The 26973-nt window shown below is 45.3% G+C and carries 27 protein-coding genes and 1 riboswitch; of the genes, 19 read left to right on the top strand and 8 right to left on the bottom strand.

Annotated elements, in window-relative coordinates; genetic code table 11:
• Positions 1-21: 21 nt before the first annotated feature.
• Both IE103_RS18490 and IE103_RS15420 read right to left on the bottom strand, forming a co-directional pair.
• Positions 22-516, bottom strand: a complete 495-nt coding sequence (locus tag IE103_RS18490; RefSeq protein ID WP_229827319.1) for a hypothetical protein — start codon at positions 514-516, stop codon at positions 22-24.
• A gap of 251 nt (positions 517-767) precedes the next feature.
• The gene (locus IE103_RS15420) at positions 768-971 is read right to left on the bottom strand and encodes a hypothetical protein (RefSeq protein WP_189347035.1); all 204 of its coding nucleotides are present in this window, start codon (positions 969-971) and stop codon (positions 768-770) included.
• A gap of 257 nt (positions 972-1228) precedes the next feature.
• Here IE103_RS15420 and IE103_RS15415 point away from each other — a divergent pair, with 257 nt between their 5' ends.
• The 3 genes from IE103_RS15415 to IE103_RS15405 all read left to right on the top strand — a co-directional run bounded on the left by IE103_RS15415 (position 1229) and on the right by IE103_RS15405 (position 2763).
• Positions 1229-1501 carry a hypothetical protein gene (locus tag IE103_RS15415; protein ID WP_189347034.1) on the top strand — a complete coding sequence of 91 codons (273 nt, stop codon included), beginning with the start codon at positions 1229-1231 and terminating at the stop codon, positions 1499-1501.
• 209 nt (positions 1502-1710) lie between these two features.
• Entirely contained in the window at positions 1711-2070 is a 360-nt protein-coding gene (locus tag IE103_RS15410; RefSeq protein ID WP_189347033.1) for a sensor histidine kinase, read from the top strand.
• Between the two features lie 233 nt (positions 2071-2303).
• A riboswitch (cobalamin riboswitch) is annotated at positions 2304-2515 on the top strand.
• Between the two features lie 92 nt (positions 2516-2607).
• The gene (locus IE103_RS15405; protein ID WP_189347032.1) at positions 2608-2763 is read left to right on the top strand and encodes a hypothetical protein; all 156 of its coding nucleotides are present in this window, start codon (positions 2608-2610) and stop codon (positions 2761-2763) included.
• Positions 2764-3011: 248 nt separating this feature from the next.
• Here the strand turns inward: IE103_RS15405 and IE103_RS15400 are convergent, their stop codons facing one another.
• Positions 3012-3788 (bottom strand): C1 family peptidase, encoded by a 777-nt coding sequence (locus IE103_RS15400; protein WP_189347031.1) that lies wholly within the window; start codon positions 3786-3788, stop codon positions 3012-3014.
• A gap of 158 nt (positions 3789-3946) precedes the next feature.
• Between IE103_RS15400 and hemP the strand changes: the two genes are divergently transcribed.
• Positions 3947-4132 carry a hemin uptake protein HemP gene (gene hemP / locus IE103_RS15395; protein ID WP_189347030.1) on the top strand — a complete coding sequence of 62 codons (186 nt, stop codon included), beginning with the start codon at positions 3947-3949 and terminating at the stop codon, positions 4130-4132.
• A 165-nt stretch (positions 4133-4297) separates the two neighbouring features.
• Here the strand turns inward: hemP and IE103_RS15390 are convergent, their stop codons facing one another.
• Positions 4298-4492, bottom strand: coding sequence for a hypothetical protein (locus tag IE103_RS15390; RefSeq protein WP_189347029.1), 195 nt, complete (start codon positions 4490-4492; stop codon positions 4298-4300).
• 146 nt (positions 4493-4638) lie between these two features.
• Here IE103_RS15390 and IE103_RS15385 point away from each other — a divergent pair, with 146 nt between their 5' ends.
• The 3 genes from IE103_RS15385 (at position 4639) to IE103_RS15375 (ending at position 6520) form a co-directional block, all read left to right on the top strand.
• Positions 4639-4875 (top strand): hypothetical protein, encoded by a 237-nt coding sequence (locus IE103_RS15385; RefSeq protein WP_189347028.1) that lies wholly within the window; start codon positions 4639-4641, stop codon positions 4873-4875.
• A gap of 26 nt (positions 4876-4901) precedes the next feature.
• Positions 4902-6167: a DUF2325 domain-containing protein gene (locus tag IE103_RS15380; protein WP_189347027.1), complete on the top strand. Its 1266-nt coding sequence runs from the start codon at positions 4902-4904 to the stop codon at positions 6165-6167.
• 65 nt (positions 6168-6232) lie between these two features.
• The gene (locus tag IE103_RS15375; protein ID WP_189347026.1) at positions 6233-6520 is read left to right on the top strand and encodes a hypothetical protein; all 288 of its coding nucleotides are present in this window, start codon (positions 6233-6235) and stop codon (positions 6518-6520) included.
• Positions 6521-6669: 149 nt separating this feature from the next.
• Here IE103_RS15375 and IE103_RS15370 read toward each other — a convergent pair whose 3' ends face one another.
• A complete protein-coding gene (locus tag IE103_RS15370; protein WP_189347025.1) occupies positions 6670-7128 on the bottom strand; it encodes a ferritin-like domain-containing protein in 459 nt (152 codons plus the stop codon).
• Positions 7129-7370: 242 nt separating this feature from the next.
• The gene (locus IE103_RS15365; RefSeq protein WP_189347024.1) at positions 7371-9665 is read right to left on the bottom strand and encodes a catecholate siderophore receptor Fiu; all 2295 of its coding nucleotides are present in this window, start codon (positions 9663-9665) and stop codon (positions 7371-7373) included.
• A 506-nt stretch (positions 9666-10171) separates the two neighbouring features.
• On the opposite strand from IE103_RS15365, the gene IE103_RS15360 reads away from it, so the two are divergent.
• The 7 genes from IE103_RS15360 to IE103_RS15330 all read left to right on the top strand — a co-directional run bounded on the left by IE103_RS15360 (position 10172) and on the right by IE103_RS15330 (position 17030).
• Positions 10172-10852, top strand: a complete 681-nt coding sequence (locus tag IE103_RS15360) for a Fe2+-dependent dioxygenase (RefSeq protein WP_189347023.1) — start codon at positions 10172-10174, stop codon at positions 10850-10852.
• A 331-nt stretch (positions 10853-11183) separates the two neighbouring features.
• Positions 11184-11819, top strand: a complete 636-nt coding sequence (locus tag IE103_RS15355; RefSeq protein WP_189347022.1) for a PepSY-associated TM helix domain-containing protein — start codon at positions 11184-11186, stop codon at positions 11817-11819.
• A 333-nt stretch (positions 11820-12152) separates the two neighbouring features.
• The gene (locus IE103_RS15350; protein ID WP_189347021.1) at positions 12153-12665 is read left to right on the top strand and encodes a DUF2271 domain-containing protein; all 513 of its coding nucleotides are present in this window, start codon (positions 12153-12155) and stop codon (positions 12663-12665) included.
• Between the two features lie 41 nt (positions 12666-12706).
• The gene (locus IE103_RS15345) at positions 12707-13540 is read left to right on the top strand and encodes a DUF4198 domain-containing protein (protein ID WP_189347020.1); all 834 of its coding nucleotides are present in this window, start codon (positions 12707-12709) and stop codon (positions 13538-13540) included.
• A 112-nt stretch (positions 13541-13652) separates the two neighbouring features.
• Positions 13653-14690, top strand: a complete 1038-nt coding sequence (locus IE103_RS15340; protein WP_189347019.1) for an FAD:protein FMN transferase — start codon at positions 13653-13655, stop codon at positions 14688-14690.
• 66 nt (positions 14691-14756) lie between these two features.
• A complete protein-coding gene (locus IE103_RS15335) occupies positions 14757-16253 on the top strand; it encodes a sulfite reductase subunit alpha (protein WP_189347018.1) in 1497 nt (498 codons plus the stop codon).
• Positions 16254-16550: 297 nt separating this feature from the next.
• Positions 16551-17030 (top strand): hypothetical protein, encoded by a 480-nt coding sequence (locus IE103_RS15330; protein ID WP_189347017.1) that lies wholly within the window; start codon positions 16551-16553, stop codon positions 17028-17030.
• A gap of 64 nt (positions 17031-17094) precedes the next feature.
• Here the strand turns inward: IE103_RS15330 and IE103_RS15325 are convergent, their stop codons facing one another.
• Entirely contained in the window at positions 17095-17598 is a 504-nt protein-coding gene (locus IE103_RS15325; RefSeq protein ID WP_189347016.1) for a PilZ domain-containing protein, read from the bottom strand.
• Positions 17599-18000: 402 nt separating this feature from the next.
• Between IE103_RS15325 and IE103_RS15320 the strand changes: the two genes are divergently transcribed.
• The 4 genes from IE103_RS15320 to IE103_RS15305 all read left to right on the top strand — a co-directional run bounded on the left by IE103_RS15320 (position 18001) and on the right by IE103_RS15305 (position 24440).
• Complete coding sequence (locus IE103_RS15320) at positions 18001-18336, top strand: hypothetical protein (protein WP_189347015.1); 336 nt, start codon at positions 18001-18003, stop codon at positions 18334-18336.
• A gap of 239 nt (positions 18337-18575) precedes the next feature.
• On the top strand, positions 18576-19646 hold the full coding sequence (locus IE103_RS15315) for an HD domain-containing phosphohydrolase (protein WP_308427003.1): 1071 nt from the start codon (positions 18576-18578) through the stop codon (positions 19644-19646).
• Positions 19647-19722: 76 nt separating this feature from the next.
• Positions 19723-20871, top strand: a complete 1149-nt coding sequence (locus tag IE103_RS15310; protein ID WP_189347014.1) for an FIST signal transduction protein — start codon at positions 19723-19725, stop codon at positions 20869-20871.
• Positions 20871-24440 (top strand): PAS domain S-box protein, encoded by a 3570-nt coding sequence (locus tag IE103_RS15305; protein ID WP_189347013.1) that lies wholly within the window; start codon positions 20871-20873, stop codon positions 24438-24440. The genes IE103_RS15310 and IE103_RS15305 overlap by 1 nt, the downstream gene beginning before the upstream one ends.
• 59 nt (positions 24441-24499) lie before the next feature.
• Here IE103_RS15305 and IE103_RS15300 read toward each other — a convergent pair whose 3' ends face one another.
• Complete coding sequence (locus IE103_RS15300) at positions 24500-25324, bottom strand: AraC family transcriptional regulator (RefSeq protein WP_189347012.1); 825 nt, start codon at positions 25322-25324, stop codon at positions 24500-24502.
• A 189-nt stretch (positions 25325-25513) separates the two neighbouring features.
• Here IE103_RS15300 and IE103_RS15295 point away from each other — a divergent pair, with 189 nt between their 5' ends.
• Positions 25514-26791, top strand: a complete 1278-nt coding sequence (locus IE103_RS15295; protein ID WP_189347011.1) for an MFS transporter — start codon at positions 25514-25516, stop codon at positions 26789-26791.
• Positions 26792-26973 lie beyond the last annotated feature (182 nt).

The following is a 26973-nucleotide window of genomic DNA, read 5'->3' as shown; positions in this document are numbered from 1 at the left end:
CTCCGCGTAACTAGTTTTGATTCATAACGCCACTTGAATACAAAGAATAATTTTCATCACGGTCACAGTGCCACAAATGCACGGCAAAGCCATTAGCAAGTGCGCAACTGTTTTCGCGTCATTGAAGGTCAACTTAATTGTAAAAGGAGTACCCGAGGCAGTCCCACTAGCGTCGTTAATTATGCTACGGATATCCTGCCTGACTTTACCACTCATAGTCAGCAAATTGACTATATTGCGCCCGTTGGAATTAGTGCCATCACCCGGATTGGGGCTCGCTGCTTCCTCGGGGATGATTATGCAAGAGCGCGTGCTGGTTCCGGAGCTGGTACCGGTGTCTGAACTTGTAGCCGAGTTTGCGTTAGTGGTCATTGTCGTGTTACCTGCACCGCCACAACCCGACATCAGCAAACTTGCGGCGCCCGATGCTAACCACCGCAAACTCGAACGGCTATCCGCTCTAAGCTTAGGAATAGATTCTAAATCTTGAATCAATCCCTGAGCATGAGCATTCATCTTTTCCCTCCTAAATTTATATATTCTCGATCGCCGCTCAGCACCACTAAACAACTCAGCATTTAGGCAAGCTTATGCAACAATGTTGATCACATTGCCGCATTGATTTTCAGTCGAAAAGTTACTCGTCAATGTTTGCAAAATCGCTCAGTTGCGTGTTGCTGTTACCTGCACCGCTACTCGATGCAATAGTTGCTAAAGCCTGCTAGAGCTCGGCGAAATTTAAAAGTAAGCGACTCGCTAGTCTTGCGTCAGGACCGCGTGTAGAAGATGCGATCAGTGGCGCGGCCGCAGTCATTCAATATGGTGGTGTACAAGCGCTGCGGAATTATTTCGGAGTATGCAACGCCATCAGGTATATGCATCGGATGTGCGAGGAAACCAAGTTCTTCACCGTAAAGTAGCTCAGACAACACTGGATCAAGTACGCGAAATAGTAAAACAGGACCCGGCAAGCAACTCGGTACGTTTCGTATAAATCATTCCACAACAGCTGTTTCTGCTATTTCTACCAAATTTGAGAGAACCATTAGGTTCTCCGCTAGATGGCAACCTTCATTGTTCTCTTCCAGAACATTAAGAGAATTTTCATCTAAACCTCCACGGATGAATAGCAGAGACAATGACATCGCGCCAACACGACTAGCGCCCTCCACCCTCAAAGGAAAAGATTACCACACGATTTTTCTATAACCGCTATCGTTTTATCATTGTGACTATCGTTGCCAGCTTACTTTTCGCTGCGCTATTGGTTTGGCATTTTGCACGTCAATGTGTGGCCTTACGTCTCGCCTTTGCAGCCGCATCTGAAGGTGATTTATCACCTCGGTTTCAAAGTGATCCTCGCAATGACGAGCTCAGCGACTTAGGCCGGGACTTCGAGTTTACGTCGCAACAAATCAGCTCCATGATGGAACGCCAAACCAAATTACTGCATGACGTTTCACACGAATTACGTTCATCTTTTGCGCACCTACATCTGTGAAACTTGCATATCAACAACCAGATCGCTCCACGCTTTACTTGGAAAAAATAAAAAGAGAATGTAGACGCATGGATATGCTGATTGGTGAATCACTACCGTTTGCTAGATTGGAAGCGGGTGCCTATTGAAGTGACGGTGGACGTACTGGCAGTAGCAATATTGGTGCCCAAAAAAAAAGATACCGGGGGGGGCACAAGCTATTTAAAGAGTTGCTGACTGACGCAAGCCTTGAAGCGAGTCTACAACAAAGCAATATTTCACCTTTAAATCGATTGCCTTCATCGACCATTGTAAAAGAGCACCTAGATTTACTAGCTCGTGCGATAGAAAATATTTTACATGGCGCGTTCAAATACAATCCGCAACAAAGCGATATCACTATTGAGTTAGCTAATGACGCTGTTTACCAACAGGTCTCAACCAAGATCATGGATCGAGGCTCAGGCGCACCTGAAGAAGAATTAGAGAGTGTCTTTTTGGCCCTTTATTGTCGCACCAGTAAATCACAGCAGTTCCAAGAGCATGGCTTAGGCTTAGCGATTGCCAGACAAATCATGCGTAGCCACTAAGGAAAAATAGTTGGTAGCAATCTAGTCAATGGTAGCTTGTGCGTTGAAATCGTTCTCTCCTACCAAGCTACGCTGTAGCGCGGTTTTGCTTGGTATTGAACAAAGCATCATGTCAATCTCGGTTGCTTTATAAAACTACGTATCGCAACTACATTGCTAACGCAGACATCTCTAAGGCATTCAAAAAAACAACAGCTGGACTTGAATTTCCATAAGGCAATAAAATGTCTATGTTACACTTTTATATAACAGGTGCGCGCTTCATTATCTTGAATCGCGTTAAACGGGAAAGTGGTCACGATAGAAACATCATCGCTAAGCCACTGCTGCCTCCGCAACGGTAAGTAAGTGTGGTTACATCATCCACGCCACTGGTTTGAATAACTGGGAAGGCGATGTAACAAAACTTGCAAGCCCGGATACCGGCCTGTCGATCTCAATTGAAGCACTGCGGAAGGCCGTGTTTGAATCAGCGAAGGCTATTCAAAACTGTTTTCTATATTGCTTCTGTTAGATCTGCTCACGTACGGATGGTGCGTGACGGATGTACTTGCTCGAATGTCGCCAAGTTTTCTACAAGATGTTTCTGCCTGCGGTTGCTATGTATTGGCAGCACTTGATATTTCCGTGTTTGCCATTTCTGGATTTAGCAATACGAATAACAATGCAGCTAGCAAGAATCGTGAATTGTGAGAATGGGTCTTCGGTCTGCAATCAAACTTCAACAAAATGAAAGCAACAACTATAGGAAAAAACTTTCAGATATTTAAAGCACAAAGGGTTTCTTCACCACACCTTATCTGTCTAATACAATCATGGCACTGGATGAATATTGTCATTTGCGGGCGCAAAAATGTGCCTTGATTGCGAGATAGATAAGGTGTCTTTTTATTTGAACCTAGCTTATCTTGCTCACTTATTTCCGTCATTTTCCATCAGCTTCAAGCCCCCTCCTCAACTGCACGCAAAGTCCAAAAATCGCGCGCTAATTTTTCTTGCAGTAGATATTCATACGGTACGCTGAAGTAGCCACGTTGCCCCCATGTCGGCCCCCAAGAATTCATCAGCAGAAATCGCTCTGTCTTATCGTTATAGGCAACCGCAAGCACCGCGTGGCCGCCGATTTTCTCTTCGTCTTTTTTTGGCAAGGACAATACGCCTCGCGCTTGCACCGCCGCACTTGTGAACGCGCTATACACAGTCATCCCCAATACAAATGGAAAACCTTCTGCCAAACAGTGTTTCAACTCAAGCAAATCTTGCTGCAAGCGTTGGTATTCAATGCTTTGAAAATTCAATGCTTGTTGATACGCAACTGCTGGTGGCGGATCGGCATAGCGATGCGCTCGATACGGCCAACTTTGCTCACGGCATAAACCATGCTTAGCGATACTCTTCATGGCATCACGAATCTGCGCTCCGCGGTTTTCGTGCTGCGTGCCCGCCAATGCGCGTGCGTTGTAATGGAGAAAAAGTCGAGAAGGATGATATTTAGGTATAGCCTGCCCAGCCAATCGTGCCTGCCGATTTAAGTTATAGAGAAAGGCATGACAAACCGCGTTTGCAGTGCAACTGCCAATACGCTCACCTTGATCAAACACCGGCGGACAATCAGGCCGCAAATCAATCTGCTTAGGCAAATCGCGAACACTGGCACGAAACCGATGATCGCGTGCATCAAGCGCATCTGCCTGCCACAAGAATAATGTTTTCGCCATGCTTACTCGCTTTCTAGTTTTCTCATTTCTTTAAGCGCACTACTATCCACTCAATCACACCACAAGCTTTACTATCCCATCCATAAAAATATTCCTTGTAAATGAGAATGATTCGCATTTATAATAAAATCCTCGTTTAACTTTAGGCCTGTAATTTTATGAATCCCCAAGAACTCAGTCAGCCCAGTCCTGCCTTGCTGAAACCTGTTTCTAATACTGTTCCACCTTTACGCCTAGCTAGCCAAGACATTTTGCAAGGTCATCAAGAAATCGAGATCGAACATCAAGGCATGGTATATCGATTGCGTTGTACTGCAATGGGAAAACTCATTTTGACCAAATAGTCAGAACACGCAATCAGAAAGAACGTAGTAGAAAATCCTTACACAACAACAGCAAACGCCGTACTTACGCACTACGTTAGCAAGTTCTTGTGTGTGAAGACATCAGGTCATCGTTACTGCGGCCTATTATGTTGTAACTGGAGCATAAAACCTCTGCCCTTCGTCTTAAATTTTTAAGCACCAGCCAGTCATCGCCAGCCAGTGCCACTTATGTGGAGACATCATGCATTGCATAGCAAGCATAGTCGGTGTGCTGGTGGATGAACAATCACCACTCGTCAGCAATAAGCCAGTTTTAAATGCATTTGCCAGACCCGCAAGCTGTGCATGGCTAAGCGCGTGCCCAACGTATTTCGACACTAAGCAAGCGCGTAGATTAATCCAATTTCCTTCGCGCTGTCTGCCTCACTTATTTACTTATTCAAGCTGAACAAGCTAGCTATCCACCGTGCTGCTGGAAACGAACACGCACATCCATTTGCCATTCACCATCTGTGAGATCCGCCATGAAAAATAATGCCTGCAAACACTTGAGTATCGCGAACAGCAAAATTGGGGAAATTATGATTTGCCCAGAATGTGGCGTGGTTCACCTCAGCCTGCAATCGATTTCTTTGCGCTTAGATCTCAACGCCTTTGCCGAATTATCAAAAATGGTGGCACAGGCGCAAACCACGATAGAACAAGTACAGCGATCTACGCATGAACAAAAAAGTCACGAAGCACCACATATCTTTCATTAAATACGATTCATATTAGGAGTTTGATCATGTGCGAAAAACACACGCCATCCGCCACGCATCATGCTGCAGATTCAAGCAAATCCAATACGCAAGGATCGCGGCGCAAACGCTTGTGGGATTTGTCACGCGATACGCATTGTCCGGTTATAGGCGTGTGCATTCCACTTGCAGTGTTGCGTCGTCTTGTGAATAAAGCCTTAGGTGGCAATACGCAAGCCGATGACTACGAAATCCATGTCGGCGCTGTCGCTGAATGCAGTCATCGCAATCGAATTTCTGAAGTATTACAAGAAGATTTGGATCAACGTTACGCATTGACGATTAAACGTTACCGCGCTGCCAAAACACAAGAAGCTCTAGTGCGCTTATGGGTCGATGCAATTTATCAAGGCGATGTTGCGGGAGCGTTCTGGGCAGGCTTAACCCATCCTCTGTGCGATGCGCATATCGAAGAAGGCATGTGTCGCGACATGCACATGCTACAGCATCAAGCAGGTGCGACAGTTCGTGCTGACATCGTACGCTTCAATTCTTTGCTCGAAGAAAATGCGATTCTCAGTCGTGAAATGGCAAGGCAACAAGAGCGACATACGCGTCACATACAAGAAAAAGCAAAAGAAATTGAGCAACTGCAACAAACCATCGTGCATTTACGCGCAGAAAATATTGGTAAAGAGAGCGCGATCGCTTATCTCAATAGTGATTTGCAAGCGCTCAAAAATTCCATACCAGAGCTCAATGACAAACAACGTCTACGACAAAAAATAAACGAGATGAGTGCTCGTCATCAAGAACTAGAACAGCAGATACGCGAACTTAAACAACGTCAGCATTTCAACGACCAAAGACGTGCACAAAATGAATACGAGCATGAAAAACTGATCGCCTATCAATCGCAGCCCAAGGACATCAAATCACATCGGACGATTCCAATCACAGTGCATTTGCAGCAAAAAAATGTCTTATGTGTTGGTGGACGTAGTGGCAATGTCGCCAGCTATCGAGATTTAATCGAACGTGTGGGCGGACATTTTGCTCACCACGATGGCGGCATGGAAGATAGCCAAAGTCTACTCGATAGCAGCTTAGCCGCAGCTGATTTGGTGATCTGTCAAACTGGTTGTATTAGCCACAATGCTTACTGGCGCGTCAAAGAATTTTGCAAGCGCACAGGCAAGCGCTGCGTGTTTGTCGAGAACCCTAGCGTTTCTTCGCTAGCGCGTGGTCTAGAGCAAGCGACCGAAGAGTTGAGCATCGCATCAGATCAATCGCAAACGACGCCATCGTCCTAGCGCAATCAGTAATCAACAATTCAACACGCCACCCAATATGATTTCTTGAGCCTAAAGGGTTAGAAATGAGTTTACTCGCAACCAGCATTTTTCTCCTCTGCGCCATCATCGCAAATGGCTTGAGCTATCTTTGTCATCCACGTCAGTCATTACTGCATCGCCCCTTACCTGCTATCCCTTGGCTGCTGTGTGGCGGATTTATTCACCTGAACGGCTTCTTTACCGCCCATACTTATTTAGGGCTGTTAAAAGCAAGTGTGATGTATGTAATGGTAAGCGCGATATGTTTGTGCCTGATGCTTCTAATTGCATCAATTTCCAAGAGATTTCTACCTGCGTCAAAACTCGGGTGAGATGGGTAAAGGGAAACTTAAAAAGCGGCGCTTGCACTTTACAACCGCTATCAGACGGAAAGGCTACGAACGCATCGATACACCAATGTAAGAAAGAACAACGCGAATAATAAAAGTCGGGCTGAGCAGCCCGACTTATTGCAACGCGATTAGTTCGCCGCAAATACCTCAATTGCGCCAGGGCGACGCAACATTTTATTGACTTCGTCCAAGTGCAATTCTTCTGCCACGATCATCTCGCGCGCATATTCTTCCAATAAAACTGAATTGCCTTCGACAATTTTTAACAATGCGTAGTAAGCAGATAATGCCGTCGTTTCAAGATCGAGGCTCTCACGCAAAATATCACCAATATCGTGCTGCTCAGTTTCTAATAACGCGCCAATCTTTAGTGAGGGATGCCCACCAAGTAGAGTGACCAATTCACCCGCTTTGTGTGCATGCGCCAAACTTTCATCAGCATTCCCTTTCAACCATGAGACGATAGGAATTCGATTGTAGCCGTACACCATTAAAGAATAATGCGTATAGCGCACCACGCCAGCCAGCTCTAATTCCATGATGTGATTGAGCGCATCGATTGCTGCTTGTTTTTTCATCGCATCCATGTTGTTTCTCCTTTTCTAAAACCTCGTCATTCATCACGATATCTGCGGATAAACCGCGACTCAACAACTATACACAACTAATGACGAATATGATCAACTATCATCGACATCCAAGCCAAATAAGTTAGATTAGACAAATAAAAAGCGCATCACCAGAATGATGATGCGCTTTCTGATTGTTTGACGATAGCTAGCCGAAAGTCTAATCAGACTAACTTTGCTTGCGACTCATGCTATCGCGCTTAGAACAACACATTCGCACTGAGATTGAATGTGCGTGGTGCACCTACGGTATAGCGTGCGCCACTATTGTTCAAGGTATTTACATAAGCTTTATCAGTTAAGTTTGCCACGTTAAATTGCAGCGACAAATTACGATTCACCTGATAGGAAGCAACCGCGTCAGCAACCCAATTCGACGCAATATTCGGCATATTTTGTACCGCCAAATTCGCACTTGGGTCAATCACACGTTTTTGTTCCGAGGTATAACGTAAGCCACCACCAATCGTAAAGTTTGGTGTCACTTTATAGCTACTCCACAAAGTCGCTGTTAAATCTGGCGACCAACGCGTTGCGGCACCGGCGGCATTATTGCCGGTTGAGCCTTGTAACACTTTGGTCTTCATCGTCGCGGCACCAGCCGTGACTTGCCAATCTGGATTGATTTGTCCGACAACGCCAATTTCAAAACCTTCTACGCGGCGCTTACCAAATTGTGCGAAGGCATTGGTGACGCTATCGACTTGCACAATTTCGTTTGTGCTGTCAGTACGGTAAAACGCTGCCGTCAATGATAAAGATTTATCGAGTAAGTCCCACTTAGTACCAAGTTCGAGATTAGTAGTTTTTTGTGGTTCAGCCTGTGGACCATTAATATTATTTGCGGCACTACTCAATGAGAAGTTAGCGCTACCAGGAGGCGTTAAGGATGTGGCATATACGCCGTACAAACGACCATTTTTCGCGACCTTATAAACTGAACCCAATTTCCAACTTAAGAGATCATCGCTCTTCGTTACTTTTGCAGGAATCAAGGTACCAACTGGCAATGTTGGATTCGCTGCGGCTGTCGACAAACTTACCGTACGAGATTCGGTGTTGTAGCGCTCATAGCGCAAACCTGTATTGAGTTGCCATTCATCGTTTAAGTCAATCGCATCAAACAAATAGAGTGCTACCGTCTTGGTTTGACCTTCTGCGGTGGCGCCATTTTTAATTGGCATAGGCAAACTTACATTAGCATCTGGTTTATACAGATTCGCTGCAGGAATCACCGTTCCAGTTGGAACTGCCATAGTGTTGGTGTTTTGTTTTTCCATTAAAAGCTCAACACCTGCGGACAAACTATGCTTCAATCCAGCGGTATCGAAACTACTATTGATACTGGTTTGGTTAGCGATGATTTCATTGCTTTGATCTAAACCTTGGCGTGAGCGCGCCACCGTCCATGTGTCTTGCGCCCCTGTAGCGGTGATGCCGTTGATACCTGTCACCACACGTTTCATTGATGATTGACCGTAACGTGTAATATTGCGCAATACCGTCGTGTCATTCAAATCGAATTCAAACTTAGCTGTTGCCATATCCGCTTCTACTTTTTCGAAGTCGTTGACACTACCGTAGAAATTCTCGCTATCGACTTTTGGCGCATTCAGCAATAAGGTATTGGCATTGTAGAAGCCCTTGAGACCAACGGTGGGGATACCACCATCAGGCACATTGTTTTGACGAATATGCTGTGAGTAAAAATACGCACGCGATTTTTGTCCGAGTCCAACCGCAATCGATGGTGCGATGCCGTAACCATTGCTCTCAACTTGATCACGTCCTGCAACACCACCATCTTGCTTGAACACATTTAAGCGCAAGGCTGTCGTGTCACCGAGCTTACGATTAATGTCAGCTGTCACGCGTTTGTTATTGCCGTTATTAATGCTTGCGGTGCCACTCGTGACATCATCTAACATCGCAGCTTTAGAGGCTAAATTGATATAACCAGAAGCAGCACCACGCCCCACATCTGCACCAGCAGGTCCTTTAACAACTTCGACTTGTTCAACATTAAACGTGTCACGCGTGATCGCACCTAAATCACGTACACCATCCACGAATACAGAAGATTGCGTTGCGAAACCACGCATTTGGAATGTATCACCTGCCGCGGTATTGCCGTTTTCACCTAATTGCATCGTGATGCCTGGCGTATTGCGCAGTGCGTCCATTAAGTTGTAAGCACCTTGTTCTTGCAGGAGTTCTTTCTTAATTACGGAAACCATCTGCGGTGTTTCTAATAATGGCTTCACCAATTTACTAGAACTCGATACATCTGCTTTAAAAGGAATATCTTGCGTGCCTTGTACTTTAATTTCTGGCAAAGCATTTTCCTTTTTACTTTGCTCTTGCGAACTTTTTTGCGGCTCGGCTTGAGTTTGCGCTTGCACTGATAAAGGTGCTGCCAATACCGCAATAGCGATCAAAGTATGTTTGAACGGGACGGTGCTGCTTGGATGTTGACGACTACGAATATATGCCACAAGAATTCTCCGGTTAGGAATGTTAATAACAAAAAGGAAATTAGAAAAATAAGTGTCAACCTTAAATACAGAGATATCTGCACATATATCTGCACTTAAGCACTGTTGACGTCTATTTCGATCTAAATAATGGGAGAAGGCTGGCTAATGAACACCGCTTGGAGTCGACGGTTTCGGTGGCTGGCTAAAACAATAAAGTGAATGATAATCGTTCTCATTTTGATTTGCAACAAGTAAATGAGAATGATTCCTATTTACTTCAATGAAGAGTTTGTTTAGAATGCCCAGCAATGTCAAACATTTTGCCTGCACGAACTTATTGAACAATTACTGAAGCGCACTTGCCGCAGCAAATTTCTGAAGCAACTCAGTGTTAGAACATCAGTTGAAACACGGCTTAAACCAAACTTCAACAACTGCGGCAAACGCACCAACAGCAGTTCAAAGTAATAGACACAGCAAAAAATGCAGGCAAGAAATCACACAAACTCTATGGATCTATCATCATGATGTTGCATATTCCTGGCGTACTCACTTTAGAAGAAGTGAACTATTTGCGCCAACGCTTACAAGAAACGAATTGGGTCGATGGCAAACAAACCGTCGGTGCGCAAGGTGCATTGGTCAAACAAAATCGTCAATTACCAGAACATGCAGAAGTGTCGCTAGAGTTAGGACAAATGGTATTAGCAGCACTGAAGAAAAACCCGACGTTTTACTCAGCCGCCCTACCTCTTCGTATTGTGCCGCCTTTATTTAATGCCTATGCTGGTGGCGAACACTACGGCTTACATGTCGATAGCTCAATTCGTCAAGTGCCGAATGCCGATTACACTTTACGTACCGATGTCTCTTCCACTTTGTTTTTATGCGATCCAGATGAATATGAAGGCGGCGAGTTAGAAGTGATCGACACTTATGGCGCGCATGAAGTGAAACTACCGGCCGGCGATTTGATTTTGTATCCATCCACCAGTTTGCATCAAGTGAAGCCGGTCACGCGCGGGGTAAGAGTTTGTTCCTTCTTCTGGACACAAAGCATGATCCGTGACGATGCACGTCGCAACATGTTGTTTGAGATGGATCAATATATACAAAGTTTGCGTAGTCAAATTGGTGATAGTGCAGAAGTCTTAGGGCTCACTGCGCAGTATCATAATTTGATTCGTATGTGGGCCGAAACTTAATGCGGTGATCGAGCAGAATTTGCCGGCATTTGCTGGCATTTTTTGACACCACCGCATACTCGTAACAATGCGATACAAATCAGTCATATATTTTTCTCCAATTGAGAATGATTCTCAATTAAAATAATGAACTTTGGCGAGTCACTTGCTTAATCACTTGCTTGTATCCGCTAAAACATCAGGTAGATAAAATCTTCAACAAAGCATTCGTTGGCGAAGTCGCATAACCATCACCGTAAAAAAATACAGTGAAGTGATGGCAACTAAGCCAATAGCAACTTTGTTGAAGTTCGATGAAATTAGTAACTAGACGATTTTTTAAATTTATAACGTGTCGACTCCTCAACAACAACGTGCCTTTTGGCTGCGTCATTTACATAACTGGCATTGGATTAGCTCAGCGATTTGTTTAATCGCGATGATGCTGTTTGCGGTCACTGGTTTCACCTTGAATCATGCTGGCGATATCGAGGCTAGCCCTAAAACTAGCCAAAAGACGGGACAAGTCCCCCCCTCGTTATTGCAACAATTAAACGCTGAAGTGACGCAGCGCAGCCAAAAAAATGCAGACACGCAATTGCCAACCAGTGTCGTGCAATGGTTAGAGACGCAACATCATATTGACGCTGCAAGCAAAAGTGCAGAATGGTCACCGGAAGAAATTTATGTTGCCTTACCGCGTCCTGGTGGCGACGCTTGGTTGAGAATTAATTTAGAAGATGGAGCACTAGAATATGAAAAAACCGAACGTGGTGTGATCGCTTATTTAAACGATTTACACAAGGGCCGTAATACCGGCAAAGCATGGTCATGGTTTATCGATATTTTCGCTTTCGCTTGTTTAATCTTCTGTATCACCGGATTATTTTTATTGAAGATGCATGCGAGTAATCGCCGTCTCACTTGGCCTTTAGTTGCTGCGGGTTTGGTGATCCCGATGATACTCAGCATTATGTTTATACATTGAGCGCAATCGCTACAAGAAATCACTTGTACCTGAACACCTAACTATTTGCATGGGTATTCGACTTAGTTATTGGGTTCGTAATTGGGTTCGTAATTTAGTTAATAAGTTAGTTAATAAGTTCGTTTGTAAACGCCAGCCGATGATTCATCATCAAGCCAGCCGAATGTTTGAATAGCTTGCATGTTTTTTTGGATAAAAACCTCTTGGTTTTATCGACGGAAAGACATCACAGCACATGGAAAGAAACGCAATCGGAATGTCTTTGATTGCCAATCATCCAGCATGATTTAAAAAAATTTAAATAATCAGTCTTACTTTTATCGAGGTAAATTTATGCAAAAAATACTTCCCTTCGCAATCGGCACTTTATTAGGTAGTTCTGCGATGGCGGCAGAATTGGTCGTCAAAGTTGAAGTTCCTAAACTCAATGTCGCGGAATATCACCGCCCTTATGTGGCGATCTGGGTTGAGCGTCCAGACCAAAGTTTTGCCGCAAATTTGTCGGTGTGGTACGACCTCAAAAAACGCGATAACGAAGGCGCGAAGTGGTTAAAGGATATGCGTCAATGGTGGCGCCGTAGCGGTCGTGATGTATCGATGCCGATGGATGGTGTCAGTAGCGCAACGCGTATCGTCGGCGAGCATACACTCAGTTTTGCTAGCGATAAAACAGCTTTGGCAAAATTACCAGCAGGTGATTACAACTTATTAGTAGAAGCAGCACGCGAAGGCGGTGGTCGTGAAGTAGTCAAAGTTCCATTCACTTGGGGCGGTAAAGACAATAAATTAGCATCCGCTCAAGGTAGTCATGAACTAGGCAAGATTTCGGTACAAGTTAAACCATAATCGTCTTCATCTCTGAACTCATTTTATTCAAGGAATTTTCCATGAAACTCTTCTCTAGCAAAACTCGCCAAAGTCTGTGCTTGGCATTAGCTGCTTGCATGCCTTTATTGGCTCCTTTAGATGCGCTCGCACATCGCCAATTTATCGTACCAACCTCAACCGTCGTTAACGGCAAAGCACCATGGGTTAGCTTTGATGCAGCGGCAGCGACCGATGTATTTTTCTTTGATCACGTGGCGATGAATCTCAATAATTTGGTCATCACCGCAGCCGATGGCTCCAACATCAAAGCCGAAAATCAAAGCAGCGGTAAATTGCGCAGCAATTTTGACATCCGCGCTGAAATGCAAGGTACTTACAAAATCAGTGTCGTCAATGACGGTATCAATGCAAGCTACAAAGAAAACGGCGCACCAAAACGTTGGCGCGGAACAGCCGAAGCATTCGCCAAAGAAGTGCCTGCAAACGCACAAGATTTACAAGTGAGCCATAATCAAGGCCGTGTCGAAACCTTCGTCACCAATGGCAAGCCAAGTGATGTCGCCTTAAAACCAAGCGGTAAAGGTTTAGAACTAAATCCCATCACGCATCCGAATGATTTGGTTAATAGCGATCAGGCGCAATTTCAATTCCTAATCGATGGCAAACCTGCTGCCGGCGTCAAAGTCACTGTGATTGCAGGTGGCATTCGCTATCGTCAAAAACTGGATGAACAATTATTGACCGCAGATAGCGAAGGCAAGGTCAGCATCAAGTGGCAAGGTGCCGGTTTGTATTGGATGCAAGCGACTTTCAGCGACAATAAATCAAACATCCCTGGCGTGAAAGAACGTCGCGCTAGTTATGTCGCGACCTTAGAAGTGATGCCGGATTAATTTCAAACTCTCCCAAGCGCAGCGTGTCAGTGCTTCTCCCCCAAAGAAACTGACACGCCCTTCCCGTCTTTGTTCTGAACTCTGCACGCTCATTGCTTCACAGCCCGTCCACATGCAAGCACTCCATTCATCACAAACTAGGCAGCGTCAGGTGTTAATTCCTGTCACGATGCAGAAACCCAATTTGCCAAGTGAGCGCGCGCGTATGTACGTTTTACATGGCTTTACCATGGGCACGACTTGGCAAGTGCAATGTTATGTCGAATCCTCCATCGGTGCTGAAGACTTACAAAGCAGCATACAAACACAACTCGACCAAGTGGTCGCGCAGATGAGTCCTTGGGAACAGGATTCCGATCTTAGTCGTTTCAATCGCGCGCCAGCAAATAGTTGGCATGTAATTCCCGAGGCGTTTTTTAAAGTCTTACAACACAGCTTATTTGTCGCTGAACAAACGCAAGGCGCATACGATCCCTGTATTGGCCATCTCGCCAACTTATGGGGTTTTGGACCGCAGGGCAAAATCACGCGCGCGCCAGAGTCTGAAAAAATCGAACAAGTAATACAAACATCGAATTGGCGACAACTCAAACTCAATCCAGAAAATCACAGCGTCTTGCAAACCGGTGGCGTAGAAATCGACCTATGCTCAACAGCAAAGGGATTTGGAGTTGACCAAGTAGCGCGCTATTTAGAAACAAAAGGAATTCGCAGTTATCTGGTTGAAGTCGGAGGTGAACTACGTGGCTGGGGCTGCAAATCGGACGGTCAACCATGGTGGGTGCAACTAGAACAAGCAGATGCATCCTTCGACCTGCATAACGACTATGTTGCCGCCTTACACGGTATGGCGATTGCTACCTCTGGCGATTATCGCCGTTTCTTTATGCATGAGGGGCAACGCTATTCGCACACCATCGATCCGCGTACTGGTTACCCCGTCCAACATGGCGTTGCGGCGGTGACGGTATTACATCCAGAATGTATGATCGCCGACGCCTTGGCGACGGCGATTACTGTGTTGGGAGTCGAACTTGGTATGGCGTATGCGACGCAATTACACGTTGCCGCCCGCATATTGGTACGTGACGGTGATCATTTGCGTGAATATTTAAGCCCAAGCTACTTAGCCATGATGGCGGATGACTAGCCCGACATACAAAAATGTCGCAAGATTAATTTTAAAATTCTTACTGAGTTATTTAGAACCACGAACATGTCGTCTCCACAAAAATCCGTATTGATCAACAATAACAGCGAGAAGATACTCGGCATTGGATTAATCATTGCACTCTGCTTTTGCGTGCTATGTTTATTCGTCTCCTTGGAACAATATCTCAGCACACAGCAGCACCGCATCACGACCAGCCTCAGCATCGTCTTCAGCTATGTACTGTTTTATTTCTGGATACATGAGCGTCACCAGCGAGCACACCAACGCAAGCACACTCATGAGCTTACGCAGCTGCAGCCGGAGTTATTGAGGCCCACAGATATCCTGATTGTGTACGCCAGCCAGACTGGCTATGCAGAACAGCTTGCACAACAGACTCAAGCGAGCTTACAACAAGGCGCTATGCAAACCCATTTGCTGGATATCGCCCAATTAGATCTCACCACTTTACAGAAAGCTCAACAAGTTTTGTTCATTGCCAGCACGACTGGCGAAGGTGATGCTCCTGACAGCGCTGCCAAATTCACACGCACCATCATGACGCAATCCCTCTCGCTTACGCAATGTCGTTACGCGGTACTCGCGCTCGGAGATCGTCATTACCAAGCCTTTTGTGCATTTGGTCGCCAACTCGATCAATGGCTACATCAACAAGGCGCGAAAACTTTATTCGACATGGTTGAAGTCGATAATGGCGATGATGGCGCACTGCGACATTGGCAACATCATCTCGGCGTGCTAAGCGGTCATACGGATCTTGCGGATTGGCACCCCGCTGAATATGAAACTTGGACCCTTAGCGAACGTCACTTATTGAACCCTGCCAGTCAAGGAAATCCAGTTTTCCAAATACGCTTAACGCCACCCGCATCCAGTCATTGGCAAGCGGGTGACATCGCTGAAATCTTGCCGCGTCGCCCTGGCGTAGCAACGGTATTACCACACCGTGAATATTCGATCGCCTCAATCCCTGAAGATGGTGCGGTTGAATTGATTGTGAGACAAATGCAGCAAGCGGACGGCAGCTTAGGTTGGGGTTCCGGTTGGCTATGCCATTACGCGGAGTTGGGAGAAAAAATACCGCTTCGATTACGTAGCAATCGAAGTTTTCATCCTCCTCGCCAAAATTACCCACTCATTTTAATTGGAAATGGCACTGGCATCGCTGGCTTACGCGCCCATCTAAAACATCGCGCGCAACAAGGACAACATCAAAACTGGTTATTCTTCGGTGAGCGTCAACGCGCCCATGATTTTTTCTGTCAAGCAGATATAGCGCAATGGCAATCTAGTGGCGTATTAAGCAAACTCGATTTAGCATTTTCACGCGATCAAACACAACGCATTTACGTACAAGATAAATTGCGCGAACAAGCAACAGAATTAAGCCAATGGATCAATGCTGGAGCCGCCATTTATGTGTGCGGAAGTTTAGAAGGAATGGCGGGCGCTGTTGATGCAGTATTGCGCGAGATCGCCGGTGATGCAGTGATAGAAAAAATGCGTGAAGATGGATTGTATCGACGCGATGTTTATTGAAGTTCAATTTGAAATTATTGTTATTAATTTTAAATCATGATAGCCTGAAAACTGATAATTTATTCAATCCAACAAACCATGCGTAAGAAATATCTTAAGACATATTTAATCTCATTATTGATCGCAATTGTTTGGGGCTATTTTTCTGATCTGCGTCATGGAGAAGTCGCCTGGTTTATCGGACGACTTATATTCGTTCCTATTTTTACTGTAATCCTATACTCCTTATTATTTAAATCAAAAGAGAGCGTCGCATCACGCTGATATCAAACTTCCTCTTTCACTTAGGAGTTCAAAGTGCAGGCATTCAACTTACTCAAACGTATCGCAGCATTGTGTTTATTCATTTCGCTGTTCCTGCCGCTTTCTCAATGCACAGTGCAAAAAGAATCAGTGTCAGAGCAAGCAACACATCAACTCACTGAGCAAACAAGCGCATCAACTTCAGTACAAAATATTAAATACGCCTACAGCGCAGATCAACAGAATATGGTGGTCAATGTGATCAATGTATTTGCCTTTATCTGGCCACTGTTATTTTCTGTGATCGTGCTGATTCATCGTCAGCTTGAACAAGCCTTATCGGTGCCAATAACGGTTATTGGCTTGTGCTTGTTGTCTATCTTTTGTTTGCTGAGACTAAGCTTATTTGGTGAATTATTAGTTGGCGCTTATTTGGCGTGGTGTTCGATTCTTGCTTACTTTGTGATCAGCCTCTGCCAATTTTTGCAACGCGTTCGCAACGTTTGGCATCTAGTGCCAAACAATATTCATTGATAGAAATACGCGAAGTGTAGGGACTTAGACCTAATGTGAGTGGAGATAGGAAGTCAGCTCTAAATCAAGCTTCAGAATATGCAATACCGCCAGCATTACTGATCTCCAAACGCTCTTCCAATAATTTTCGATCGCCTTGTCGAAACTCGACAAATTCCAGTCCAATTCGGAATAGTTTTTGCGACAGAATCGTGTAATTCATGCGGCAAGTAATTTCTAAGATCTTTTCCCTAGCACCTGCGTTTAATGGCGGCAATGCCAATAACAAAATCACCTTGCCATCGTGAAAAACATTGTGGTCACAATGTATGCTCAAGCCGCCTAATGAGATTTCATTGACGCGACCGTGAAACGTCTTTTTACCGGTGCCGCCTTCATACACAATCGCAATCCGCCACTTCACCAAATAGCGTTTATGCAAGCGACTTTCGATACGCGATAACTTGGTATTGATCGTCTGTGGTTTGAATTGCGGAGAAGAATTCTCTTTTGGCAGCACGGCTTCTTGCCGAAGCTGCGCAACCAGCGGGTGTTCTTCTTTGGCTTGATCACTGATAATTTTTGTCATGGCACTGTTTGATACAAGTCCAGTTAAAAACAACTTTGTGCAATTTCAGATACGTGCTTGCACACGGCTCTGAGACAACACGAGCTTACTTGGGATTCAGTCTATCACGATGTTTCCATAGCGCATGCATTTTATGATTTAAATTACTATGCTTTTTTAATTGATTAGTCACAAAATGACTGGTAGCAAACCAATGCGGGTCTCAGCATTCAATTAAAACCAAAAGCAAAACACAAAACTCGCTAGCAAATACCTGCGATAAATCTACTGCGAGCGCGCTTTTTTTGCTACGATGCTGCGCTTGCCCAAATGCTGGGCTGACTGAATTATTGACTGAATTTCTAACTTATCATGATGCGCGAAAAACTTTTCCTGAGTACGGTATTTCTGATCCTGTCACTAATGTCTGGACTTGCATGCGTTCCGCTATTTGGCGCACTGATCGCCAATCAGCAACTAGCTAGCCAACTAGGAAGCGCGGTCATCATATTACTTCCTGTCGTTAGCCTCAGTTTATTGTGGCAAGCGAAACCTGCTTCCAACTATGATTTGCGACGCTTAAGTTTCTTGTTATGGGCAATTTTTATTATGCTGGTCGGTATCAGCAATGCCATTTTATTGAAAGAGCAAAGTAATTCGAACAGCACCATACTCATGTTGGGTTTCGTTTGTGTCGCAATTAGCTTCCATGCGCGTTACAAAGGCAATAAACAAAAAGCAAAACAAACAACATCATAGTTACTCAGGCAAGTGCGCGCTGGACTTGCCTGAGAAATGTGAATCAGAGATGACTAAAAACCAATTTTCGTCGGCATTACATTTGTCGCCGAAAGAGACAAAATTTGATAAACATTCTTAATTTTTCTATTTCTTGCCCTCAGTAAAGATTTTTTTGGGCTATCATTTTCCTTAGCATTCGCTATTCTAGTGAATACATGATCTCCACTACACCCACGCGTTGTTACCGGAGCAGTTCAATGGAAATGAAGACCTTAGTCATTGACGATTCACAGATAAATGTGACTCTGCTTTGCCGCTTGCTTGAAAAAATCGAGCATTGTTCTTCGATGGGATTTTTAGCACCAGAAACTGCCTTAGAGTGGTGCAAAGATCAAGTTCCCGACTTAGTCTTGGTTGACTACATGATGCCTGATATGAATGGCATCGAATTTATTCGTCACTTTCGTGCCATCAAACACTGTGCCGATATCCCCGTCTTAATGATCACCGCAAACGATGAAGTAGCCTTGCGCTACGAAGCCTTGGAAGCTGGTGCAAATGATTTCTTAATCAAGCCTGTCGATAAAATCGAATTCCTCGCCCGCACCAAAAATATGCTGGCACTAAGACGTAATCAACGTTTCTTAGAAGACCGTGCAACTTGGCTAGCCACCGAGGTACAGAAAGCGACTTTAGAAATTCGCGCACGCGAACAAGAGACGATACTACGTTTATGTAAAGCCGCTGATTCACGCGATCCCGAGACTGGCGCACATATCGTACGCATGGCAAATTATTCCTGCCTGATTGCGAAACGACTTCAATTGCCAGAATCAGTGCAGGAAATGATTTTAGAAGCTGCTCCTATGCATGACATTGGCAAAGTTGGCATTCCCGATCACATACTTCTCAAGCCCGGAAAACTGACCGAAGAAGAGTTTGCCATCATGAAAAATCATGCGCGCCTCGGTTATCAAATTTTGGCGGGTAGCGCCTCAGAAACTTTGCAAATGGGCGCAGAAATCGCGTTCTCTCATCACGAAAAATTTAATGGCGGCGGCTACCCACAAGGCTTGAGCGGCAATGATATTCCCTTAGCCGCGCGCATAGTTGCGGTAGCGGATGTATTTGATGCCCTAACCTCAGAGCGTCCATACAAACGCGCTTGGGAAATCGAGCGCGCCGTCGCCTTTCTGAAAGAAGGTAGCGGCTTACACTTTGATCCGCAATGCGTACAAGCTTTCCTCGCAGACTTCTCCGAAGTGTTAGCGATAAAAGATCGCTATCAAGAAGACGAAGACGATATGAAAGCATTTGGCTCCTACTGATTTGGTTCTTAAATGATGCAATAAATAAATTTACAGCGCGAAACCTCACCCATGCACGAACAGTAGGAGATGGCAAATGGAAATCAAGCAAGTCATTCTGAGAGATTTAGAGACCGACTTAACGCAGTTAAAGAGCTTAACAAGTATCGATCCACAATTGATTCTAGTGTTTGGTTATACCGGTCATTTTGCCTCGCCTTTATTGAATCAAGCACTGACGACTTACTTCCCCAATACACACCGCGTTGGCTGTAGCACGGCAGGAGAAATTACCTCGGCTGCGGTGTTATCAAAAACAACTGTGGTAACGGCAGTTCATTTTGATTCAACTACATTGAGAGTAGCGACCGCAAACATCGCTGGCATGGACAATTCCTTTGATGCGGGTAAAAACCTCGCCGCGCAATTACGAAGTGATGAGCTACGTGCATTACTCGTTCTCGGACAAGGCGTGAATATTAACGGCAGCGCGATGATCGAAGGTATCGTCAGCGAGTTAGGCGACTCGCTACCGATCACAGGAGGTTTGGCAGCCGATGATGGCGCATTTGTAAAAACCTACACCTTATCCAATAATGGAGTATCCACATCCGAGATCGTCGGCATCGGATTTTCTGGTGAGCATTTAGTCTTCTCAAACGGCAGCTATGGTGGTTGGAAAGCATTTGGACCCACTCGCAAAGTCACTCGCAGCACAGGAAATATTCTGTATGAACTCGATGGTGAACCAGCACTCAACGTGTACAAGCGCTATCTAGGCGATTACGCAAAAGACCTACCTAGTTCTGGCCTACTATTTCCATTCGAAATGCTCAGCGACGCACGTGAGTCACTAGGACAGATTCGCACCATTTTGGGCGTAGATGAATCGAATGGAAGCTTGGTACTCGCCGGCGCGATTAATCCCGAAGGATTTCTACGACTCATGCATGCCCACACCAATGACTTGGTCGATGGTGCAGAAACAGCGGCGGACGCCACCCTAGAAAAAATTCAAACACATACTGGCCCAGCCTTAGGTTTATTAGTAAGTTGCGTTGGGCGTAAGCTTGTGATGGGGGGACGCGTCGATGAAGAGGTCGAAGCAGTACAAGATATCTTGGGTGAAAACACCGTGTTATGCGGATTTTATTCAAATGGCGAAATCTGCCCCAGTTATCAATTAGCCGCCTGTAGTCTTCATAATCAAACGATGACGATCACTTATTTGACAGAGCGTGTCTAATGTCGCACAAGCTCTCTTTACGCCAATACAAGCGTCTACTTGGCATCCAAAATGAAACACAACTTGCTGCTATTCTGAACGAGTTTGAGCAAGTAAGCAGTGCCACTGGATTAAGTCAAGAAGCGATTACGGCCTTAAAAGGGATGCGCCAGTATTTTGCGCAAGTCGATGAAGCTTACCAACAAGCTGATCGTGATTTGGCATTAGGAAAACGTAGCTTAGAGCTCAGTTCAGACGAACTGATGACAGCCAATCAAAACCTGCGCCAGGAATCAGAACTGCGTCAACAAGTGATGCAAACCTTACGTCAAACCACCAATGAAGTGCTGGCGCAACTGGGTAAGCATTTGGCCGATGAAGATAGTTTAGAAAATTTAAGTACCTTACTCGCGGGCCTAGTCGGCGAAATATTACAAACCAGAGGCGAACTACAAACCGCACTAGCCGCTATAGAAAACCAACAATTCGCACTCGATCAACATGCGATTGTTAGCATCACCGATGCAAAGGGCAATCTGATTTATGCCAATGATAAATTCTGTCAAATTAGCCATTATTCGCGCGAAGAATTATTAGGTCAGAATCACCGCATCGTCAATTCACAACTACATAGCAAGGCCTTTTTTGCAGATATGTGGCAAACCATCAGCAGTGGAAAAGTATGGCATGGTGATATTCGCAATCGCGCCAAAAATGGTAGCTACTATTGGACGAGCGCAACCATCGTGCCATTTCTGGATGCGGATAAAGTACCGTATCAATTCATTTCGATCAGAACCGATATCACGCAAGAACGATTGTTAACTGACCAAATCGAATCAAGCAAACGTTTATTACAAAATGTGATGAATACGCTCGGCGAGGGGGTCTATACACTCGATGCGAATGGCAATTGCAATTTCGTGAATCCAGAAGCAGAAAAAATTCTTGGCTGGTCGCTTGCAGAATTACAAGGTAAGAATCTACACAATATTATTCATTCTCAACACATCAGTGGCAATCCGATTGAGCACCAAGACTGTCCGATTAGTCGGGCTGTCACGCGAGGCCAGGTCTATCGATCAGATCAAGAATATTTTCAACATCGATCTGGCATGCGGTTTCCAATTTCTATTGTCGCGTCTCCCATTTTGGAAGAAGGAAAAATTGTTGGCTCAGTAGCAGCATTTCAAGATATTACCGCGCGTCGTAGCGCAGAAGCAGCACTACGCGAGAGCGAACACAAACAACGTATGATTTTGGACAATGCCGCCGACGCGGTGTTTGTTGCCGATAAAAGTGAACGCTGGATTTACGTCAATGATTTAGCATTAACGATGCTCAAGTTCAGGCGCGATGAATTAATCGGCTCGGATATTTACAATTTGTTGCCGGATTATTTCCGTGAAGCGGCACGACAAACGTTTATGCAAAATCTGACAGCGCAACGTTTGATGCGGCAAGAAATTAAACTCCTAAAAAAAGATGGGAGCGAAGTTCCAGTCGAAATGAATGTCGCTCTGCTGCCTGACGGCAGCATCTACGGATCATGTCGCGACATCACCAGCAGAAAAGAATTTGAAGCCGCTTTGATTAAAGCCAAGGTCGGTGCGGAAGACGCCAGCAAAGCGAAAAGCGAATTCCTCGCCACCATGAGCCACGAAATTCGCACACCGATGAATGGCATCATTGGGATGACCGAACTTGCGCTCGATACTGATTTGAATCCACAACAGCGCGAATATCTTGAACTGGTCAAAGTTTCTTCGCACTCTTTACTTGAGATCATTAACGATATCTTAGATTTTTCAAAAATCGAATCCGGCAAAATCGTATTGGAGCACATAGAATTTCCGATCCGCGAACTGATCGCCACCATGTTAAAAGCATCGGCGGTACGTGCTGAGCAAAAGAACATTGAACTCGTCTATCAAATCGACCCAGAACTACCTGAAATTTTGATTGGTGATCCAGGCAAGCTGCGCCAAGTACTCAGTAATTTACTCGTCAATGCGATTAAATTTAGTCATCATGGCAGCATTACGATAGACGTCAACTTAGTCGAATTGCATGACAAGCACGCGCGTTTGCATTTCTCAGTAACTGATCAAGGCATTGGCATTGCGCAAGATAAACTTGAACATATTTTTCAACCGTTTAGTCAAGCCGATGCATCCACGACACGCAAATATGGCGGTACTGGATTAGGATTATCAATCTCATCTAAATTAGTCAGCGCAATGAATGGCAAGCTTGAAGTCCAAAGTACCAAGGGACAAGGTAGCTGCTTCTATTTCTCTGCTGATTTTGCTTATAGTTTAGCGAATAATAGCCCATTGCAAACCATGCATTTACAAGGCTTGAACGCACTCGTGGTTGATGATAATCCTATCAATCAAAAATACATCGGCGACACTTTACGTAACTGGCAAATGAACGTTGAAGTAGCGAGCAGCGCCGCGGATGCAATCAGTTTATTGCAGCAACATGCGCAAACCCAGCGTCAATTTAATTTGATTCTATTAGATGCTTGTATGCCAGAAATGGATGGCTTTGAATTAGCCAAGCAGATTCAATCAAAACAATTGCTAGGTAACGCAAAAATGTTAATGCTGTCATCCGCAGCACTAACTGATGATGCGGCACAATGCAGAGCTGCTGGAATCGATGGCTACGTGCGTAAACCGATTAGCCAACAAGAATTACAAATCGCGATTGATGCCATCTTTCAAGGTGTAGCAACTGGCGCGATTCATTACATTAATCTGGTGGCTGAAGATGCACATACACAAGAATATCCGCTGCGGATTTTGGTGGCGGAAGATAATCCTATCAATCAAAAACTCGCCTGCAATTTATTGCACAAATGGGGGCACGTCACCGATCTGGCTGAGAATGGCATCATCGCGCTGGAGAAATATCAAGCAAATTCGTATGATGCGATTTTGATGGATATGCAAATGCCGGAAATGGGGGGCATTGAGGCCACGCAGCTCATCCGTAGTCTAGAGAAAAACGATCGACACATCCCTATCATCGCGATGACCGCCAATGCCATGCCTGGCGATCGCGAACGGTGCATCGACGCGGGAATGGACTTTTATCTTTCAAAGCCAATTAAATCCGATAGCTTGAAAGACTTGCTAAATTTGGTGGCTGCGAATCGGTCATTAAACAATGCCAATCTAGAACACGCTATAGAAGCCAACAGCAAAGGCAGCAGCTCGACGCAAGATTTGTTCAATCATCAGTTTGATTTCGAACTCGCACTCGAAGACGGAGACGCAGAAATTTTGCAGATTATCACGCCGATGTTCATAGAAGGTTGCGATAAGCAAGTCGATGAAATACGTGTGGCGATCGCGTCCAGCGACACTGAATTGCTACACAGAAGTGCGCACACATTTAAAGGCTTAGTGGGTAATTTCAATGCAAAGCCGATCGAGCAACTTGCGAGAGCAATCGAACTGAAAGCGAAAGCGCAAGACTTATCCGAAGTCGAAAGCTTATTCGCAGTGATGCTGACATTTATCGATCCACTAAAAGCTGCTTTGAAAAAATACTTAGAGAAAAATGCGGGTTCGGTTTGAACGAACGAACAAGCGAACAAGCGAATTTATCTGAAGCGTCTTTGTCTGATCATATCCATCTAAAACTCTTGGGTAGAAGTACGAAAAAATTGGGATGGTGTCTCGCCAAAAGTTTTTTTAAACATGGCAGAAAATGCGGATTGACTTGCATATCCAAGTTCTGCTGCCACCACCGATAGCGGTTTGCCGCTGACGATCAAAGGAGCCGCACGTGCCAAGCGCATTTGCTGGCGCCATAAACCAAAACTCATTTGCATCTCGCTCTGAAAAAGACGCGCCAAGGTTCTTTCTGAAGCACCAACTTGTTTTGATAAATCAGCCAAGCTGAGATTCGATGCAGGATTAGCGATCAGCAACTCACACAAACTACGCAAACGAGAATCGCGCGGCATTGGCACATTCAAGGGCAGTGGTGCTGCATTCTCTAATTCATCTAATAGGCAAGCCGCTAGATGACTTTCGCGCAGCTGCTTTTGCGCACCCTCATTTGCATCTTCACTTAACTCAATCGTGGTCAAAGCACGCACTAATTCGCGCATCAAACCAGAGACTTCTAGTACCACACACTCGTCTCCACGGAGAGGCGCTACAGAAGAATCAACATAGATCGCCCTTAGCTGAGCGCGCTCGAGTGTGCGTACTTCATGTTGAATAAATGGGGGAATCCAAATCGCTCGCAGTGGCGGCACAAACCATGTTTGATGATTAGCATTCACTTGCACCGCACCATCGAGCGCATAAGTTACCTGACCCCAGGCATGCTGATGTGCACGCAATAATTCGTCGGCGTCCAGATTGCGCGCCACCACGCGCACTGGTCGCGACGGGGTTGGCGATAAGCTCACGGGAGGTGAACCGGTGTGCGTTAATGGAGATTGAGACATAAACAGGCTTTCAAAACGACGGGGATGTATGGAATCACAAGCGAAAACTTAGTTTGGCGATTATTCGATAAATTATGACTGTTTATCTTAAAACAGACGACCACTTTTTCCTTACACTGTAGGAACCTTGGTAGTGCTATATCTGCCATTTGCTACCAGATTAATAAGGCTCATTAGAAAGTTGCTGTTATGACTAGCATTACTTCCACCCACGATCACCCGCTTCCTACACCGAATAGCTTTAAACAAGATGCACTCGTCATCAGTTTGGTCGGGTTAGCGCATGGCATTTCCCATTTCTTTCACATGATTTTGGCGCCCTTGTTTCCGTGGCTAAAAGAAGCTTTTGCACTGTCGTATGCGGAACTAGGCTTATTAATGAGTGCCTTCTTTGTGGTTTCTGGTATAGGACAAGCCTTAGCTGGTTTCGTGGTCGACAAAATAGGTGCTCGCGCAGTCTTATTTTTCGGCATCGCTTGCTTGGCGCTGTCTGCTCTGGCGCTCGCGCTAGCGCCAAATTACTTGGTGTTGATGCTGGGATCAATGCTCGCTGGCTTGGGCAATAGCGTATTTCATCCCGCCGATTACACCATCCTGAATAAACGTGTGACAACGCAACGCTTGAGTCATGCTTTTTCGGTACACGGGATTAGCGGCAATCTTGGCTGGGCGGCGGCGCCAGTGTTTTTGGTCACAATCGCTAACTTAAGCAACTGGCGAATTGCCTTGTTTGCGGCATCGATACTACCTATCATTGTGTTGGCAATTTTATTCGTCTATCGCGATGCTCTGTTCACTGGCAACCGTCAAGAAACTACACAAACTAAGCCACAGGTTAAGCCGCAAACTCAAATCACACACGAAGATCAGAGCCTGTTTCACTTCCTAAGCTTGCCAGCCGTTTGGATGTGCTTCTTATTCTTCTTTATGATTTCTATGGGGATTGGCGGCATACAGAGTTTTTCTCCTACTGCTTTACGAGAAATTTATGGTATGTCCTTGGCATGGGCGACCGCTGGCTACACCGCTTATATGCTGACATCCGCGGTCGGCATGGTTTGGGGTGGCTTTATTGCGGCAAAAACCACCGACCACGATAAAACAATTACCGTCGCCTTCTCTTTTTCTGCTTTTATCGCATTATTACTGGCGAGTGGCTGGGTATCCGCCAGCATGGCTGTGGTATTAATGGGTGCGGTTGGGCTGGGCGCGGGGATCGCAGGACCTTCGCGTGATTTACTGATTCGTGCCGCTTCTCCCAAAAATGCCACGGGACGCGTGTATGGCGTGGTGTATTCTGGACTCGACATCGGCTTGGCGTTTTCTCCAGCCTTGTTTGGTGCGATTATGGATGCACATCACCCACAATGGGTATTCGCTTGTATCGCCTTATTTCAAGCTTTAGCCATCTTTACCGCGGTTGGCGTTGGTAGCAAAACCCGTCGTAGTAAAAAACAAATCGCCTAAAGAAAAGCAAACATAGATTTAAGAATACACACTTCGAAATGACTATCCTGCGACTCAACTGCAAGCTTGTTGCTGTCTAACAATAGTTCTGATGCGTTCTACCTGAAATGTATTCTATAAAGCTGCTCACGCGTGGTAGGATTTTGCCAGCATGATATGGGCAGCACGGCAGCAAAGCCGCA

The sequence above is a fragment of the Affinundibacterium macrobrachii genome, assembly GCF_014652415.1.
GTDB lineage: Bacteria > Pseudomonadota > Gammaproteobacteria > Burkholderiales > Burkholderiaceae_D > Undibacterium > Undibacterium macrobrachii.
The sequence above is the reverse complement of the archived record's forward strand: the minus strand, read 5'-3'. Positions and strand labels throughout refer to the sequence as shown.